At 26.5% G+C, this 16,777-nt stretch carries 18 protein-coding genes; 10 read left to right on the top strand and 8 right to left on the bottom strand.

What is annotated here, in order from left to right:
* Positions 1-75: 75 nt before the first annotated feature.
* From ABUA17_RS16775 to ABUA17_RS16765, 3 genes are all read left to right on the top strand, one after another.
* A complete protein-coding gene (locus ABUA17_RS16775) occupies positions 76-2,136 on the top strand; it encodes a glycosyl hydrolase family 95 catalytic domain-containing protein (RefSeq protein ID WP_349818162.1) in 2,061 nt (686 codons plus the stop codon).
* A gap of 289 nt (positions 2,137-2,425) precedes the next feature.
* Positions 2,426-4,216 carry a cache domain-containing sensor histidine kinase gene (locus ABUA17_RS16770; RefSeq protein ID WP_195951068.1) on the top strand — a complete coding sequence of 597 codons (1,791 nt, stop codon included), beginning with the start codon at positions 2,426-2,428 and terminating at the stop codon, positions 4,214-4,216.
* On the top strand, positions 4,210-5,757 hold the full coding sequence (locus tag ABUA17_RS16765) for a response regulator transcription factor (protein ID WP_195951067.1): 1,548 nt from the start codon (positions 4,210-4,212) through the stop codon (positions 5,755-5,757). The genes ABUA17_RS16770 and ABUA17_RS16765 overlap by 7 nt, the downstream gene beginning before the upstream one ends.
* A 133-nt stretch (positions 5,758-5,890) precedes the next feature.
* On the opposite strand, the gene ABUA17_RS16760 is transcribed toward ABUA17_RS16765, so the two are convergent.
* The 5 genes from ABUA17_RS16760 to ABUA17_RS16740 form a co-directional block, all read right to left on the bottom strand.
* Positions 5,891-6,526: an ABC-2 transporter permease gene (locus ABUA17_RS16760; protein WP_349818163.1), complete on the bottom strand. Its 636-nt coding sequence runs from the start codon at positions 6,524-6,526 to the stop codon at positions 5,891-5,893.
* A 3-nt stretch (positions 6,527-6,529) separates the two neighbouring features.
* Positions 6,530-7,381: an ABC transporter ATP-binding protein gene (locus tag ABUA17_RS16755; RefSeq protein WP_055277828.1), complete on the bottom strand. Its 852-nt coding sequence runs from the start codon at positions 7,379-7,381 to the stop codon at positions 6,530-6,532.
* Between the two features lie 2 nt (positions 7,382-7,383).
* Entirely contained in the window at positions 7,384-7,758 is a 375-nt protein-coding gene (locus tag ABUA17_RS16750; protein WP_042396495.1) for a GntR family transcriptional regulator, read from the bottom strand.
* A gap of 189 nt (positions 7,759-7,947) precedes the next feature.
* On the bottom strand, positions 7,948-8,112 hold the full coding sequence (locus ABUA17_RS16745) for a hypothetical protein (RefSeq protein WP_172676194.1): 165 nt from the start codon (positions 8,110-8,112) through the stop codon (positions 7,948-7,950).
* Positions 8,113-8,158: 46 nt separating this feature from the next.
* Positions 8,159-9,034: a S66 family peptidase gene (locus tag ABUA17_RS16740; RefSeq protein WP_042396493.1), complete on the bottom strand. Its 876-nt coding sequence runs from the start codon at positions 9,032-9,034 to the stop codon at positions 8,159-8,161.
* Positions 9,035-9,265: 231 nt separating this feature from the next.
* Here ABUA17_RS16740 and ABUA17_RS16735 point away from each other — a divergent pair, with 231 nt between their 5' ends.
* Positions 9,266-9,964 carry an MgtC/SapB family protein gene (locus tag ABUA17_RS16735; protein WP_311776481.1) on the top strand — a complete coding sequence of 233 codons (699 nt, stop codon included), beginning with the start codon at positions 9,266-9,268 and terminating at the stop codon, positions 9,962-9,964.
* 147 nt (positions 9,965-10,111) lie between these two features.
* Positions 10,112-11,098 (top strand): Gfo/Idh/MocA family protein, encoded by a 987-nt coding sequence (locus tag ABUA17_RS16730; protein WP_055292424.1) that lies wholly within the window; start codon positions 10,112-10,114, stop codon positions 11,096-11,098.
* Positions 11,099-11,147: 49 nt separating this feature from the next.
* Here the strand turns inward: ABUA17_RS16730 and ABUA17_RS16725 are convergent, their stop codons facing one another.
* A complete protein-coding gene (locus ABUA17_RS16725; RefSeq protein WP_042396490.1) occupies positions 11,148-11,408 on the bottom strand; it encodes a hypothetical protein in 261 nt (86 codons plus the stop codon).
* Between the two features lie 117 nt (positions 11,409-11,525).
* On the opposite strand from ABUA17_RS16725, the gene ABUA17_RS16720 reads away from it, so the two are divergent.
* Positions 11,526-12,065 carry a methylated-DNA--[protein]-cysteine S-methyltransferase gene (locus tag ABUA17_RS16720; protein ID WP_042396487.1) on the top strand — a complete coding sequence of 180 codons (540 nt, stop codon included), beginning with the start codon at positions 11,526-11,528 and terminating at the stop codon, positions 12,063-12,065.
* 302 nt (positions 12,066-12,367) lie between these two features.
* Here the strand turns inward: ABUA17_RS16720 and ABUA17_RS16715 are convergent, their stop codons facing one another.
* Together ABUA17_RS16715 and ABUA17_RS16710 are read right to left on the bottom strand one after the other, a co-directional pair.
* Positions 12,368-13,546, bottom strand: coding sequence for a tyrosine-type recombinase/integrase (locus ABUA17_RS16715; protein WP_349818164.1), 1,179 nt, complete (start codon positions 13,544-13,546; stop codon positions 12,368-12,370).
* A gap of 337 nt (positions 13,547-13,883) precedes the next feature.
* On the bottom strand, positions 13,884-14,552 hold the full coding sequence (locus ABUA17_RS16710; protein WP_347915852.1) for a helix-turn-helix transcriptional regulator: 669 nt from the start codon (positions 14,550-14,552) through the stop codon (positions 13,884-13,886).
* A gap of 138 nt (positions 14,553-14,690) precedes the next feature.
* Here ABUA17_RS16710 and ABUA17_RS16705 point away from each other — a divergent pair, with 138 nt between their 5' ends.
* The 4 genes from ABUA17_RS16705 to ABUA17_RS16690 all read left to right on the top strand — a co-directional run.
* Complete coding sequence (locus ABUA17_RS16705; protein WP_347915851.1) at positions 14,691-14,894, top strand: helix-turn-helix transcriptional regulator; 204 nt, start codon at positions 14,691-14,693, stop codon at positions 14,892-14,894.
* A gap of 335 nt (positions 14,895-15,229) precedes the next feature.
* Entirely contained in the window at positions 15,230-15,463 is a 234-nt protein-coding gene (locus tag ABUA17_RS16700; protein ID WP_294125671.1) for a helix-turn-helix domain-containing protein, read from the top strand.
* A 126-nt stretch (positions 15,464-15,589) separates the two neighbouring features.
* On the top strand, positions 15,590-16,582 hold the full coding sequence (locus tag ABUA17_RS16695; RefSeq protein ID WP_349818165.1) for a helix-turn-helix domain-containing protein: 993 nt from the start codon (positions 15,590-15,592) through the stop codon (positions 16,580-16,582).
* 17 nt (positions 16,583-16,599) lie between these two features.
* Positions 16,600-16,777, top strand: a 178-nt coding sequence (locus ABUA17_RS16690; protein WP_349824105.1) for a DnaB-like helicase N-terminal domain-containing protein, incomplete at its 3' end; no start/stop codon positions are given.

Below are 16,777 nucleotides of genomic sequence, written 5' to 3'. Positions count from 1 at the left end.
TAGGCTTATAGAGTCTGGGATTTATTTTTTTTTTGCAAAAGGGGCCTCGCACTAATTATTTAGTGCGACAGCCCCTTGGCTGGATATACTGAATCTTATGCACCTATGGGAGATTTATATTTAAAATTTAATTATAATGATAAAAATTATAAAAGCTATAGAAGAGAACTAGATTTAAGTAATGCCAAAGCAACAATAAGTTATGAAATAAATAATATTAATTATAAAAGAGAAGTATTTATTTCAGCGCCAGATAATGCAATGATAATTAAGATAAGTGCTGATAAAGAAAAGAGCATAAGCTTTTCAGCAACATTAAGAAGTTTATTAAAAAGTAAAGTAAATGGACTAAATCAAGATACTATTATATTAAAGGGAGTAACACCTATATGCGCATTACCTAGCTATGTAAATGAAGAAGAGTCAATAATTTATGATGAAGAGGGTAAGCTTGGAATGAGATTTCAAGTTTACTTAAAGGCAAGAGTTACAGAGGGAAATGTTAATGTAACAAATGGTCTTCTTAATATAAAAGAAGCAAGTAGTGTTACATTAGTACTAGTTGCAAATACAAGCTTTAATGGATTTGATAAAGAACCAGGTACAGAAGGTAAGGATGAAGAACTTTTATGCAAAAGTCAGTTAAAATCTTTAGAAGATAAATCTTATGAAGAAATAGAAAGTAACCATATTGATGATTATAGAAAGCTTTTTAATAGGGTTGAATTTTGTTTAGGCAATGATGACTATAGTTACTTACCAACGAATGAAAGGTTAGAAAGACTTAAAAATAATAAAGAGGACTTAGGATTAATAAGTTTATATTTTCAATATGGAAGATATCTTTTAATAAGTTCATCAAGAGAAGGAAGTCAACCAGTAAACTTACAAGGAATTTGGAATGAAGACTTAAGACCAGCTTGGAGTAGCAATTATACAGTAAATATTAATACAGAAATGAATTACTGGGGAGCAGAAACTTGTAATTTATCAGAATGTCATAATCCGCTTTTTAATATGTTAAAAGATTTAAGTGTTACTGGAGCGAGTACTGCAAAAACAATGTTTAATTGTAATGGATGGACTACAAATCATAATGTTGATTTATGGAGATATTCAAGTACAGTACAGGGAAGTAGTGAATGGGGATTTTGGCCTATGGGTGGAGCTTGGATGTGTCAACATCTTTGGGAACACTATGATTTTACAAGAGATAAAAACTTCTTAAAAAATGAAGCCTATCCAATAATGAAGGGTGCAGCTATATTCTTATTAGATTACTTAATTGAAGATAAGGATGGAAACTTAGTAACATGTCCTTCAACATCACCTGAAAATAATTTCTTAGATAATGAAGGAAGAAAATGTTGTGCAAGTATGATGTCTACAATGGATATATCTATAATTAGAGATTTATTTAACAATTGTATAGCTGCTATTAATGTATTAAAAGTAGATAATGAATTTAAAGAAGAACTACAAAAAGCACTTGGAAGATTACCTAAATATAAAGTAAATAAATTTGGAGCAGTTCAAGAATGGTATAAGGATTTTGATGAATATGAGCCAGGCCATAGGCATATGTCACATTTATTTGCACTTTATCCAGGTAGAGAAATTTCAGAAAAAAATAATTTTGAATTACTTGAAGCTAGTAAAAAAACACTAGAACGAAGATTGAATCAAGGGGGAGGACATACTGGTTGGAGTTGTGCATGGATAATTAATTTTTATGCGAGATTAAAAGAAGCTGAATTAGCAAATAAGTATTTACATGTATTATTAAAGAATCTAACATTTATGAATTTATTTTGTGTTCATCCCCCATTTCAAATTGATGGGAATTTTGGAGGAACAGCAGGGATAGCAGAAATGCTTATTCAAAGTCATACAGGTATTATAGAAATATTACCTGCTATTCCAAAGGCGTGGAGGTGTGGATATATAAAAGGGCTTAAGGCTAGAGGAGGATTTGTTATAGATTTTAAATGGGATAATAATGAGATAACAAAACTTTCTATAACATCAAAAGTTGGAGGGAAATGTAAAATAAAGTTTGGTAAAAAATATATTGGAACAATGATTAATGAGAGCATTGAAATAGATACTATAGCAGGTAAGAAATATAGATTATAATTAATGCTTAGCATAGTAGTAAAGGCAGAGCTCATAAAAATGATACTCTGCCTTTAGCTATATGTTTAAGAAAAGTGGGATTACATGTGATTATTAAAGTATTATCTATTTATAGTTTACTATACTAGAGTAATAAAAAATACTGCAATAATTCTATCAATAATACTAGTAATATTAGTGATAAAAATTAATAAGAGTATTATAAATTCAATATTGTATACAATTACAAAGAAAAATGTGGTATATTGTATTTATAGGTAAAAATGTAATTTAAGTGGGTATTTGAGAAATGAGAATAATAGAAAATGTAATAAATAATATGAAAATAAGGAGTAAGTTAATTATTTCTTATTTGTTAATAGTAATAGTAACTGTAGTAATTATTGGTGGATACCTAACATCTCGAATGAATAATATAGTAGTACAAAATGCAATTAGTGAGGGGAGATATAATAATAAAACTATTAAAAGTAGAATGGAGGAATCATTAAAATTAGCAATCAATACTTCAGATATGATTTACCAAGATGATAATATTCATGCGTTAGTTACAGAAAATTACAATAATTATGGAGATGTAGTAACAGCATATTCTAGTTTTAATGTATTAAATGATTATTTAGTATACTATAACGATTTTAATAGCATAAAGCTTTATGTAGATAATGAAACACTATTAAATGGGTCTAATATTATAAAAGTTGATGATGAAATAAGAGAAAGTGAATGGTATAAAAATGCAATTGATGGAAAAGGAATAATAACTTGGCTATATAAAAAGGATGAAACGACTAAGAATTATAATTTATCACTTGTAAGATCTATTAATTCAGATTCAAGAGGAAATATAGGAGTTTTGGTGATAAGTGTTAATATTGGTAAGTTAGGCGATATAGTTAGAGATGAAAGATATCGCTCTTCTATATTATTAGATGGACGAGTTGTATATTCAAATTCTTTACCAATAGGTGAGATGGCAGATTTAGGTAAAAGTGAAGCAGAAGCAAGTTATTATTATGATGTAAAAGAAGAGTTTAATGAAGATGGAGATCATTCAATTTTAAATACGTTTAAAATTGATAAATCATTTAATAATACATTTCAAGTTTTAGTAGAGGTGCCAGTTGATTTAATAACTTTAGAATCCAAAAATGTTATTACAAAAAGTATTATTATAATTGCTTTAGCAATTTTCTGCTCATTAATTGTTATATTGTATTTTTCTAAAAATTTTGCGGATAGAATTAATGTATTAAGAAATGAAATGCATAAGGTTGTTAAAGGAAATTTCAATATTAAAAAGAGTATTAGTGGAAATGATGAAATTTCAGAAGTTTATGATGATTTATATTTTATGATGGAAAGTATAAATAAATTAATTGATGAGGTATACGTTAGGAAAATTCAGCAGGAAAAATTGATGGTTAAACAAAAAGAGGCTGAGTTTAAAATGCTAGCAAGTCAAATTAATCCTCATTTTCTATATAATACCTTAGAAACTATTAGAATGAGAGCATTTTGTAATGGTGATAGAGAACTTGCGGGAATAGTTAAAAAACTTGGGAAAATAATGAGAAGAAATTTGGAGGTAAGCAATGAAAGTGTTTCCTTTGAATCAGAAATAGAATTAGTGAAAAATTATTTAGAAATACAAGAGTTAAGATTTAAGGGAAAGGTTGAGCATGAATTTAATATTGAAGTAGAATCGAAAAAATATAAGATATTACCACTGTTATTACAGCCAATTGTAGAAAATGCTTTTGTACATGGGTTAGAAGGAACAAAAGAAAAGGGGAAAATAACTGTAAGTGCCTTTGAGGATTTGGGTTATCTAATAGTTGAAATATCTGATAATGGATGTGGAATGACAAGAGAGAGGCTAGAGTTTATCAATGAAAATCTAGGTAAAACTAACAAAAAAGAAAATGGACATCAAAGTATTGGAATGGGAAATATAAATGAAAGAATTAAAATTTTTTATGGTGAAAAATATGGTATACACGTATTTAGCGAGTTGAATATTGGGACAAAGGTTGTATTAATATTACCAGCTATTGAGGGGGAAGAGAATAAATGTTAAAAGTTTTAATTGCAGATGATGAACCATATGTAAGAGAGGGGATTAAGAATATAGTTCCATGGGAAGAAGTTGGATTTTATGTTTGTGGTGAAGGTAGTGATGGAGATGATACATATAATAAAATATGTAAGCTAGATCCAGACTTAGTTTTAATAGATATTAAAATGCCCGGAAAGATTGGATTAGATGTAATTAAAGAAAGTATAGATAATGGATTTAAAGGTAAATTTGTAATTATTAGTGGTTATTCTGATTTTGAATATGCAAAGGTTGCAATTAAGTATGGAGTAAAGTCCTATTTATTAAAGCCTATAGATGAAGATGAGCTATATGATATAGCTGTTAATTTAAGAAATGAAATAGAAGAGGAAAAAAATAAATTAAGAAATATTGAAAAACAAAAAGACTACGTTAAAGAATATTCACTATCTCAACTTATGTTAGGAAAAAAGGTAGAGGATTATGAAGAACTTACAAATTCTTTAGATTACTCAAGTTATTCTGTAGCTTTGATATTAAATTATGATGAGAAAACAAAAAATGAAAATTTAATTGAACTTGAAAGTTGTATAAAACAAAAGTTAAGTAATTTAAATGGCATTGAGGTTTGTAAGGTTAAAGATAAGGTTGCAATATTATTTTGTGATGTTAATAGTAATCATTCATTTAATATATTAAATAGTATAAATAAAGAAATTAATAAGTGTTTAAAAGGAAGAATATTTGTAACAGTAGGACAAGAGGTTAGTAGCATAGATGATATTTTATTATCTTATAATACTGCTAATGAATTAATGAAATCTAGATTTTTATTTTTAAATGAGGAAATTTTAACTACTGAGAGAATAAGAGAAATTAGTAAAAAAAGATTTTTACTTGAAGAGATGGATATTATAAATAAAATTTGTACTTATGTTGAAATTGGAGAATGTGGAAAGATTAAAGAATTGTTAAAAGGTTTGGCAGAACTTATTCAATCTAAGTTTTATACTGAAGATGAAATTAAAGTGTTAGTTACTAAAAATTGTTTAGAGTTTTATGATAAAATTAAAAGCGATTATGAAATAGATAAAAATTTAATTTTAGATAATGAGGTAATAATAAAGGAGATTTATAGTACTGAAAGTTTAAAAGAAATTATAGATATTTTAGAAAAAAGATTGATTAATGTTTCAAAGGTTATTTCTCTTAATTCTTCAGATAAGTCTATAAAGCGAATAGTTAAATATATTGAAAAGAATTATTATACGGATTTAAAATTAGAACTTTTGGCAGAAATATTTAATTATAATAGTGCATATTTAGGAAAGGTATTTAAAGGTCATACTGGTATGAGTTTTAATACTTATTTAGATAATATAAGAATAGAACAAGCTAAGAAATTACTTATGGAAGATAACATAAAAGTATATCAAGTTTGTGAAAAGGTTGGATATAAAAATATAGATTATTTCCATAGTAAATTTAAAAAATATGTAGGAGTAAGTCCTTTAAATTATAAGAAGCAGATTGAATTAGGAAAATTTAAAGAATTGGTTTAGAAAATAAATGGTAAGGTTTAGTTTATACCTTACCATTTATTTTTGTTTTTTTATAAAGGTTAAAATGAATTGTTAATCATTTGTTTAATTATATTTTAAGTTTCATTTATAAGATATATTCTTTCAAGATTTATTAATGAATTTCTTTTTTTGAAAATCTATTGCATGTAATAAAATAAGAAAGAAGTAATACTGTAATTGTAATTAATATTCCTAAAATAGTTAACAGTGTAGGGTTAAAAGTTATATTAATTTCAGCTAATATTTCTAGCAAAGAAGTAGAAAATACTATTGGAGCAATAGCAATAAACATTAGAACATATCTTCCATTTTCAAAGCCTAGTAAAAGAGTAGCAGGCATTAATATCGCTGTGAAAAATATACCTATACCCATAGTAACTAAAGGAATAACATATATAGGCATAGAAGAAACTAAATCATTTGTTCCTAATATATTTACAATTACAGATAGAATTGTAGATATTATTACCGCAATAACTGTGTTTAATAAGCAGTATATATATTTGGAAAAAATATATTCATTTGTCTTAACAGGTAACGAATATATTAAATAATTCATTTTGCTTCTTTCTTCATAAAAAGTAATTGTATAGGTAGCCATCATTAAATACATGGCACCGGCAAAAATAATCATAGTTGGTTGAACAGCAGCAAAAAATATTCCAAGTGCTAATATAATAAGTAAATTTTTCTTTATGGCTAGTAATGAATTAAATTGAAGTTTTACTAAATTACTAATATTATTCATAAATTACTCCCTCCTAGTGTAATATAATAAAATATCTTCAAGAGTACATTTTTCATAAATTGCCTCATCACCAAAAAGTTCATAAGCTTTTTTTCTATCAGATATTAAACCTTCAAATCCAAAGGCGTATTCTTTTAATGAAATAAATTCATTCTTAATACTATTATCAATTAAATCTTTTTTGCTTTTTACAAGTGTATGATTATCTAAAATTTCATCCTTTTCACCTTTAAGAAGTATTTTTCCATTGTATATCATAACTATATAATCAGCAGATTTATCTAAATCTGTAGTTATATGAGTAGAGTAAAATACAGTCATATTATCCATTTCCATGTGGTCTTGCATAAGGTCTAAAAATTCATTTCTTATTATAGGATCTAAACTAGAGGTTGGTTCATCCATTATTAATAGTTTTGGATGATGAGATAAAGCCATTATAAGTTCAAATTGCTTTTTTTGTCCCTTAGATAAATCTTTATATTTCTTAGATTCATCTATTTTAAATTTATTTATATATTTTTTATATAACTCTTCATCCCAGTTAGAATAAAATTTAGATATTATTTTATGAAGATTAACTAATTTGCTTTCTTCTAAGAATCCAGATTCATCACCAACATAAGCAATATTTTCTTTTGTTTTAGTATCTTTATTGATATGGGAATTTAGTATTTTTATTTCGCCAGAATCAGGCTTAATCATTCCAAGTAAAGATTTAATTGTAGTAGTTTTACCAGAGCCATTTGGACCAATAAATCCAGTAATATATCCTTCTGGTATTTCAAGGTTATCTATAGTTAAAGAAAAATTCTTATAATTTTTTTGTAAATTACGAATTTCAATAGAATTCATATTTATACCTCCTCATAAATACTTTTTAAAATTTCAATACATTCATCAAGTGTTACCCCTAGAGCTTTAGCACATATTATGACAGCCTCAAGTTTATCTTCCATTTCAGCCATGGCAGCTTCTCTTAACCTTTCAGAATTTGAACCGGAAACAAAAGTTCCTTTTCCAATAACTGTTTCAATAAAGCCTTCTTTTTCTAGTTCTTCATAAGCTCTTTTAGAGGTTATAATACTTACTTTAAGCTCTTTTGCTAATGATCTTATTGATGGAAGTGGATCTCCAGGTTTCAAATTTCCATTTAATATTTGATTTTTTATTTGAGTTTCTATTTGCTCATAAAGTGCAACTGGTGATGAATTGCTAATTAATATATCCAAGTGTTCACCTCCGTGTATAAGTGTATATATATATTATATACACATAATATCAATTTGATGATTAATAGTCAATATGCTTTTAGAAAAAGATTATAAAATTAAAAGAGATTATTTTACTAAATAATTAATAAAATAATCTCTTAACTTTAAGTACCTTAGAATATATAAATTATGAAAAGGTTATATAGTTTAGTCATCACTGCAAACGCAAATTGAGTTTTGCAGCTCTATATATTCCTCTTTACTTAATGATTTAATATATTTATCAAAATGATCATCAGAACAAAAATAACCTATTTTATTTTCTATAAAACTTTTATCTAAATTTTTTTTGCAATATAAACAGCGTTTCATTTTATTTACCTCCAATATATGTTAGTGTGAAAAATTTAATTATATATTATTTGAATTTATGATTAAATAATGAAATATTTTTTCCAATGATTATGCATTTAGAATTAGCACCATGACCAATTTCTTCTGTCTTAGCAATTGGTAAATCAGGATTATCTATTATGCTTAGTACTAATTCTTCAATAGTAGGAGTTATATTATTTTCTTGCATTTTACTAAAGGTACCTAGTATTAGCCCTTGAATTTTATCAAAAACTCCCATTTGCTTAAGTTGATTTAAAAAGGCAGACATAAGTCCAGCTTCGCCACCCATACTTTCTAAAAGTAAAACCTTATCTGTAAAGTCAGGTATATATTTAGTACCCGCTAACTTTAAAAGACAACGAATATTTCCGCCAACAACAGTTCCTTCTATTTTTGAACCTTGAATAAATTTATAAGAAAACTTAAATAAATCATCTTCATTATTAAGTAAGCTATTAGTGAAGTTAGAAATTTGATTTTCACTATCTGAAGATATAAGATTTCTTATTTGATAAAGATAAACAGGGTTATTACTTTGAGAATAAATAGCATTTAAAACCGTAGTTAAATCACTATAACCAAAGAAAGGTTTAGGATTTTTAGATATGTAATCATAATCTAAATAATCTAAAACTTCGTTTGCAAGGTCACCACCAGAGATATCAAAGATAGCTTTTATTTCATTATTTCTATATAAATCCATAAAGGCTTTTCCCTTATCTTTAGCAGCACCATTAAATGGAGATGTAGTTTCATATATGTAGTTACTACAAATAGGATTTAAGCTTAACTTTTTTAAGAGTTCTAATAAATTATCAATTTTGAATTTATTAGCTATAGGTTGACCATTTGAACAAGCAACTATAGCAATTTTGTCATTTTTATTTAATATAGACATAATTTTTCCTCCATTATAAGAATTAATTTATATTATAGTAGCACTAGAAAGTGGAAACTTCAATTAAATTAAATGATTATAAATTAGTGTATATATGAAGTGCGGAATTAATGAGCTTTGCATTAATATAGTGTGTAAAATGAATTATTGGCCAATAAATTTAAAATTAATTAAAAACTTAGTTAATAACCTGCTCTTAACTTAATAATATATAAGGGGAGGTGTTTTAATGTGATAAAAGATATAGCTTTATATTTAGAGGACTTGAACTTGGTTTCTATAATTCTTAGACTTACAATGGCTGTGATCTTTGGAGGGATAATTGGGTATGGAAGAGAGAGAGAAAGAAGACCAGCAGGACTTAGGACTCATATACTAGTATCTATTGGAGCAACTCTTGCAATGATAACTAATATTTATATGTGTAAAATATATAATGGATATACTGATCCAACTAGACTTGGAGCACAAGTAATAAGTGGAATTGGTTTTTTAGGAGCTGGTACTATTATAGTTACTGGAAAGAATAAAGTAAGAGGGTTAACAACAGCAGCAGGACTTTGGGCATGTGCATGTATGGGACTAGCTATTGGGGCAGGATTTTATTCAGGAGCAATTATAGGATGTTTATTTATTTCTGCAGTTACAGTTGCTCTTGCTAATATTGATAAAAAAATTAATAGAAATTCAAGAAATATAACATTGTATATCTTAGTGAACTCAACTACAGCAGCATCAAGATTATTACAAGATATACAAAGTAAAAATGTAAAAATTAGTGATATAGAAATAAGTAATAACAATGTATCATCTAATGATTTAATAGGGATTTTACTTGGGCTTAAGATATCAAGAGAAGTATGTCATTATGATTTTATAGAGTCCATTACAAATAAAAATGAAGTTATTTTTCTTCAAGAAATAAATTAGAAAAATAATTAAATTGATATTAAAGTAATTTAAAGATTAAATGTTAACTATTGAGAAAAGAATTAAAGTAAATTTTTAATAGCTTATTTTATGTTATAATTAATTAATATTTTGTATGAGTAAAAGGTATAAAGGAGAAGAGAAGATATGAAATTAGCTATTATCGGTTCAGGAATGATAGTAAAGGATTTTTTAGAGATAATGCCATATTTAAACGAAGTAGAATTAAGAGCTATTTATGGTAGAAGAGGTAGTGAGGAAAAATTAAATAAGTTAAAAAGTAAACATAATATTAAAGAAGTTTTTTATGATTATGAAGAATTACTTAAAAGTGATGTAGATACAGTGTATATAGCATTACCAAATAATCTTCATTTTGAATTTTCAAAGAAAGCTTTAGAATATAATAAAAATGTTATAGTTGAAAAACCAATAACATCAAATTATAAGGAAGCTAAAATATTAAATGATTTAGCAAGAGAAAAGAAGTTATTTCTTTTTGAAGCAATTACAACAGAATATTTACCTAATTACTTAAAGGTAAAAGAATTACTTCCCACATTAGGTGATATAAAAATAGTTCAATGTAATTACTCACAATATTCAAGTAGATATAATAGCTTTAAGGAAGGCACTATATTACCAGCTTTTGATCCTGAATTTTCTGGTGGAGCATTAATGGATTTAAATATTTATAATATTCATTATGTAGTTGGATTATTTGGTAAACCTAAAAATGTTGAGTATTATCCTAATATAGAAAGGAAAATAGATACATCAGGAATTTTAATTTTAGATTATGAGAAGTTTAAGTGTGTTTGTGTTGGAGCTAAAGATTGTAAAGCGCCAATTGCAAATAACATTCAAGGAAGTAATGGATGTATATACATGGATACTCCAGTTAATGTTTGTGGGAATTTTAAGATTATAATGAATGATGGAAATACTACTTTGATTAATGAAAATAAATATGATAATCGTATGGTTAGTGAATTTATAGAATTTATAAATGCTATTAAAAACCATGATTTAGATATGTGCTATAAAATGTTAGAACATAGTTTGATTGTAAGTGAAGTTCAAACTACTGCAAGAAAAAAAGCAGGAATAGTATTTAAAGCGGATATTAATTAATAATATAAATACCCCTACTGTTATTAATAATAAAGTAGGGGTAAACTTATTATAAAGATGTTAAATACATAAATATTACAATAGTAATTATAGCAAGAACTAAATCTATAATAGTTAGTTTATATTCTTTTTTTATAAGTGATATAATTATGCAAATAGCACTAACTAAAAGATTAAGAGCAGCTAACATAATATTAGTGAATAATCCAGCTAAAAAAATTGATTCTAATAAGTATAATGCTGTAGTAATAAATAAAATAATTTGTGTAATTTTAATTATTGGACTTTTTTCTTTAAAGTTTTTAAACATAGTATTTCTCCTTAAGTTTTCATCTTATAGTTTTAATATATTTTATATATTCTATCAGATTTTGTTTGAATAGCAAAGTAAAAGTGTAGGGAGAGAAATATAATAGGGAGGTTAAATATGTATTATTCAACACGTTATTCATCACCATTAGGAGCAATAACAATAGCTAGTGATGGAGAAAATTTAATTGGATTATGGCTAGAAGGGCAAAAGTATTTTGGTAGTACTGTATCGGAAAATCTCATTGAAAATAATGATTTAAATATATTTATAGTAACAAAGGAATGGTTAGATAGATATTTTGCAGGAGAAAAACCGAAGATTAGTGAATTACAGTTAGCTCCAAATGGAGGAGAGTTTCGCAAGTTGGTTTGGGATATTTTATGTGAGATTCCCTACGGAGAAACTATTACTTATGGTGAAATAGCAAAAAAGGTAGCATTTAAAATGAATAAAAAAAGTATGTCAAGTCAAGCAGTTGGTGGTGCTGTAGGACATAATCCAATATCTATTATTATTCCGTGTCATAGAGTCATGGGTACAAATGGGAATCTTACTGGATATGCTGGAGGTATTGATAAAAAAATAAAGTTACTTGAGCATGAGGGTGTAGACATTTCTAAACTTTTTGTACCAGCAAAGAGAAAAGGTAATTAGAATTATATTGTAGAGAATTACCTATATATTTAAAGTATAAAGTTAAAGCCTTGATATAGTAAAAATATCAAGGCTTTTAACTTTGTTAGATATATAATTGGTGCCGGCAGAGGGAATCGTGAGAGTGTTTTTCTACTAATTTTTATTAACACTTAAAAGCTACTATTATCAATGCTTTAGAGGGGGTAATCACTAGATGGTTTTTAATATTTTTTACCGAAGAAGTGGGAAAGATAGTGGGAAAAATAGTGGGAAACTTTTTAGATTTAGTGGGAAAATAAAATAGACTATATAGCGATAGTCTATTTAAACATACTATTGATTTTTTCATATTCTTTAAGATTTTTTTCTTTATTAATTTCAGCATATATTTTCATAGTAACATTTATATCAGCATGACCAACCCAATCCATTACAGTTTTAATATTAATATCATTGCTTATACAGTTAGTTATAAATATATGTCTTAAACTATGATAGTTTATATCAGCTTCTATACCAGCACGTTTTAAAGCAGATTTTAATCTTCTATTAGGTTGTTTATTATCTATGTATTCGCCATGCTCCTTACAAAAGATTAATTTATTATCAAAGTATATATCAGCATATTTTAATTTATTTTCTTTATTCTTTTTAATAATTCCTTTAAGAATTGGTACAAGCATAGAGGGGAATGGAACTTCTCTTATACTTGTTTTAGTCTTTGGTATAGTTACTCTATTCTCATATATTCTTTTATTATCTTTAGTTAATTCACCGGTCCATACTAATTTTACTGATTTATTTATATTGATTAATCTATTATCGAAGTCTATATCCTTTTCTTGTAGTGCCATAGCTTCTCCTAGTCGCATACCACACATTAAGCCTAGTAATATTATTCCTTCGCATTTATCGCCTTGTAGAGCCTTTATAAGGTCTTGTTGTTCTTTTTCTGTTATATAGTTTATTTTCTCTTCAATAACTTCATGAGTTTTAGGATATACTATACCAGTTACAGGATTAGATTTAATTTTATTTATTGATACAGCGTATTTAAAGCAATTACTTAAAACTTTGTTTAAGTTCTTAACTTGATTAATAGTATGATTTTCTAGCAATTTATTAGTTATTTTTTGCAAATATAAAGTATCTATATTAGTTAATTTAGCACTATTTAAGTTTTTAGTAGGCTTTATGTAGTTTCTATATATTCCCTCAATTCTATCAAATGTAGAAGCCTTTAACTCTTGTTTTTTAATATTCCATAGCCATTCATAAAAGAAATTGCCTAAAGTAGAATTATCACTATGAACTGTATTACTTTCCTGGAACGCTTTTAATTTTTCTTTAGCTTCTTTTTGAGTTTTACCGTAAATATCTTTTCTTAATTGTTTTCCGGTTAAAGGATCATAGCCAGTGGTAATAGTAATACGCCAATACTTTACGCCATTTTTAACTATCCACTTAGCAGAACCTTCTCCATTAGTCCTCTTTGCCATTCTTAATACCTCTTTCTATTTATTAATATAATTTATCATTTAAATTTAAAAATGCTTATATAAGCTAATATTTATATTACAACATGCCCCGGTAAAATACCGGCTCAGATTAAGTTGAAATTTGATTTGAGGTCACTAAAAGCAACCTCGAATTTTAAAGATAAAGTGGTTTTCTCCACAGGTGGAGAAAGTATTTTCTTTTCCCAACAACTTGGGAAAAATTTTATTTTTACAAATAGTGAATCACGATTTACTCAAAGGTAATTTATTGTTGAGTAATGTTGAGGAGTTTAAGTTAAGTAGTTACTACTAAAAAATATATGGTATCTATAATTTATTATTTGTTATCTTTAGAATATTCTCTTTCTAATTCAAATAATTTAAATTTTAGAAAATTGTGAATTTCCTTCTGTAATCCATGTAAAACATCGTTACTTAATAATTCTTGAACATTTTTACCAAAAACAAGAAGTATATATGATTTTAATATATCTATAGATTTTTTGTCTAAATCATGTATTTGTTCTATATAAAGTTCTGATACTAACCTGTCTAATCTATCTATTTTTTGTATGTCTTTTTTATTAGTTTCTATAAATTCTAAAAAGGTATTAAAATCTATACCGGCTAATGCTTTTAATAATTTTTCTTGAACATCAATAGAAAGTTCTAAATTGCCTTTTACACATTCATCAAGTAATTCATAATCAATCTCTAAGTCCTCTGACAATACTTCTAAAGTGTCTGCAAATCCAATTTTTTTTAAGATAGGCAATTCCAAGGAGTCAATTAACCTTTTGGAAAGAGTAATATCTACTTCAAAAAAGGAGTCTATAGGGGTCTCAAGAGCAGCAGCTATCTTTTTTATTGTATCCATTGAAGGAGTTGTTTCTCCTCGCTCTATAGAGGATATTAATTGACCGGTCTTATTTATTCTACGACCAAGCTCTCTTTGGCTTATTTTTTTCTGTTGTCTATAAATTTTAATTTTTTCATTTACACTCATGAATATCAATCCTCCTAGTTAATATTATCTAGCAACAAATATAATTTGTCAAAATAAAAATAAAAAAGAATATTGACAAGTAAAATTTGTTGATGTAAGATTTATTTGACAAGTTTAATTTGTCAATGGAGGTGCGAAATGATTAAGTATAAAATTAAAGCATTAAGAGTAGGAAAAGGATTTAAAGCTGGAGAGTTTGCAGAAAGAATAGGCATATCAAGAGAGTATCTACGATTAATAGAGAATGGAAAAGCTAAAAATCCAAGTAGAGAAATTATGACAAAAATAGCAAAAGAACTTAATTCAGATGTAATTACATTGTTCTTTAGTGATAATGACTAAACGCAAGTATCTGTTAAGTGGATATCTAAACTAGTCGTACATGGTGTACGAGAATATTTAATCTAAAATCGTTATAAACGATTTTGACAATTTAAATTTGAATTGTCAGATAAGAATTATATGCATATCTAAAAATTTTCGCTATAAGTTGCGAAAATAAATCATATCAAAAAGACACTACAGAGTAAGACATAAGTAAAGTGCAATACTTTATGAGAATAGGACAAGCTCCACTATAAAATCAAACTACAGTGGTTCTAAGTAGATGTATTGGAAAAGATAAATATAGCTGAGTGAACGAAACGTTCTATTAGATTAAATTATGGAGGGATAACATGGAACAGTTACAAGAACAAAATAAAAAGATACAAGAATACAGAAGAAAAGTTTTAGAAAAGACTTGTACACCAAGAGAACTTGCAGAAGCATGGGGGATTTCATATACAAAGGTTTTAAGATTAGCAAGGATAGAAGGAGCACCAGTATTAAGATTTGGTAGAGATATTCGATTTGTACTATCAAAGTTAGATGATTTTTTAGAAGAACATATAGGAGAAAATTTGTTATAGAAAGGTAGTAAAGGTATGAGTATTAAGATATTAAGTTTATATATATCAAATTGCAAAAGCATGGACAAAGAGCCTTCATGGGAAGGATTAAGGCTATTTAATAGGGTGTTTAAGTAGGTGGTATTAGTGTCAAAGGATAGATGGGAGCAATTTAATGAAATTGCTGATAACACTGAATTAACAGGAAATGAAAAATTATTGATGATATTAATTTTTAGGTATTACAGTCCTAAGCATGGGTATTCATATCCAACCCTAGAAACTTTAAAAGAGAAAATGGGTTATTCACATACTAGGTATGTATTAAAAAATATTAAAAGTTTAGTTGATAAGGGTTATATAAGAAAAGAGACAGTTAAACAGAATAATAGATATTATATTTTAACTGAAAGTGATGTACAAAATATACCTAAGGTACAAAATGTACATAATGTACAAAATATACCTAAGGTACAAAATGTACATAATGTACAAAACATACCTTTTGATTATGTACAAAATGTACCTACAGCCAACGTACAAAATGTACCTACTAAAAGAAAACAAAAAGAAAACATAAAAGAAAATATATATAGTGATTTAGACAATGAAGATTATGTCAATAAAATCAATGAAGAATTAGAAGAGGATTTATTCAATAGAATTAAAAGCAATTATGATCCAGGAGCAATAAAAAAAGAATTAGATACTCTTAAAGATAAAGGATTAAGTAAATTAGATTTATTAAAAGAGTTAGAAAATAACTTAAAAATTAAATCTATTGAAACTAAAAAAGAAAAGTCTAAAGATGTTGAAGATATATTTAATTACTGGAATAGCAAAAAGATAATAAAACATAAAGAGATAACTCCGGTAATTAAAAAAGAAGTTACGAAAGTTTTAAAGGAATATTCAGCAGAAGAGGTAAAACAGGCTATAGATTTATATAGTGAAATTCTTAAAAGTGAATTCTATTTTAGTTATAAATGGAGTCTAAGTGATTTCTTAAAAAGAAATAATGGTATAAGTACATTCATGGAAGAAGGTTCAAATAAGGTCAATTATGAAGAATGGAAATCAAAGAAAAAATCAAATAATGACACAAAGATAGATTTTGATGATGAAAAGTATATTATTTAAAAAATGAGGTGTAAGAAATGATAAGACAAGAATTAATAACATTAGAGCAAGAGGTTTTAGGTGGTCCTATAATAGATAACTCTTTATATCATCACTTAAAAGAGAATGTTAAAGAAAGGATGTTTGTGGTTCCAGAGCATAAAGAAATATTTAAATTAGTAAGTGGAATGTTTGAAAAAGGGTTAGAGGTAAGCG

The sequence above is a fragment of the Clostridium sp. RTP31139st1_H3_RTP31139_211217 genome, from assembly GCF_040227035.1.
Classification (GTDB): domain Bacteria; phylum Bacillota; class Clostridia; order Clostridiales; family Clostridiaceae; genus Clostridium; species Clostridium saudiense.
This window is presented reverse-complemented; position numbering and strand designations above follow the sequence as displayed.

Excerpts from the sequence above, each read along its gene's own strand:
- ABUA17_RS16770 (WP_195951068.1), top strand. The coding sequence starts at position 2,426 with ATGAGAATAATAGAAAATGTAATAAATAATATGAAAATAAGGAGTAAG.
- ABUA17_RS16765 (WP_195951067.1), top strand. The coding sequence starts at position 4,210 with ATGTTAAAAGTTTTAATTGCAGATGATGAACCATATGTAAGAGAGGGG.
- ABUA17_RS16760 (WP_349818163.1), bottom strand. The coding sequence starts at position 6,526 with ATGAATAATATTAGTAATTTAGTAAAACTTCAATTTAATTCATTACTA.
- ABUA17_RS16755 (WP_055277828.1), bottom strand. The coding sequence starts at position 7,381 with ATGAATTCTATTGAAATTCGTAATTTACAAAAAAATTATAAGAATTTT.
- ABUA17_RS16745 (WP_172676194.1), bottom strand. The coding sequence starts at position 8,112 with ATGAAACGCTGTTTATATTGCAAAAAAAATTTAGATAAAAGTTTTATA.
- ABUA17_RS16740 (WP_042396493.1), bottom strand. The coding sequence starts at position 9,034 with ATGTCTATATTAAATAAAAATGACAAAATTGCTATAGTTGCTTGTTCA.
- ABUA17_RS16730 (WP_055292424.1), top strand. The coding sequence starts at position 10,112 with ATGAAATTAGCTATTATCGGTTCAGGAATGATAGTAAAGGATTTTTTA.
- ABUA17_RS16725 (WP_042396490.1), bottom strand. The coding sequence starts at position 11,408 with ATGTTTAAAAACTTTAAAGAAAAAAGTCCAATAATTAAAATTACACAA.
- ABUA17_RS16720 (WP_042396487.1), top strand. The coding sequence starts at position 11,526 with ATGTATTATTCAACACGTTATTCATCACCATTAGGAGCAATAACAATA.
- ABUA17_RS16715 (WP_349818164.1), bottom strand. The coding sequence starts at position 13,546 with ATGGCAAAGAGGACTAATGGAGAAGGTTCTGCTAAGTGGATAGTTAAA.
- ABUA17_RS16710 (WP_347915852.1), bottom strand. The coding sequence starts at position 14,552 with ATGAGTGTAAATGAAAAAATTAAAATTTATAGACAACAGAAAAAAATA.
- ABUA17_RS16705 (WP_347915851.1), top strand. The coding sequence starts at position 14,691 with ATGATTAAGTATAAAATTAAAGCATTAAGAGTAGGAAAAGGATTTAAA.
- ABUA17_RS16700 (WP_294125671.1), top strand. The coding sequence starts at position 15,230 with ATGGAACAGTTACAAGAACAAAATAAAAAGATACAAGAATACAGAAGA.